This is a genomic window from Mesorhizobium sp. WSM4884 (assembly GCF_029625675.1).
Classification (GTDB): domain Bacteria; phylum Pseudomonadota; class Alphaproteobacteria; order Rhizobiales; family Rhizobiaceae; genus Mesorhizobium.
Genome location: NZ_JARTVO010000090.1, coordinates 1 through 241, shown reverse-complemented (window position 1 = coordinate 241; position 241 = coordinate 1). Strand labels below are relative to the sequence as shown.

At 61.0% G+C, this 241-nt stretch carries 1 protein-coding gene; it reads right to left on the bottom strand.

Annotated features, from left to right (window positions below; translation table 11 throughout):
- Positions 1-241 (bottom strand): aldehyde dehydrogenase family protein (locus P9236_RS30780; RefSeq protein WP_278078223.1); only part of this gene is annotated, 241 nt, incomplete at both ends.

Below are 241 nucleotides of genomic sequence, written 5' to 3'. Positions count from 1 at the left end.
CTCCAGCGGATTGCCGACGACATAGTTCCTGGTCTCGGCGACAAAACCTTCGACGAACTCGTCATAGACCTTTTCGTGCACATAGACGCGCTCGATGCCGCAGCAGCATTGGCCGGAATTGTAGAAGGCGCCGTCGACCAAATTGGCGACCGCATGGTCCATTTTGGCGTCGGGAAGGACATAGGCCGGATCCTTGCCGCCGAGCTCGAGGCCGAGCGTCATGAAGGTGCCGGCCGCGGCC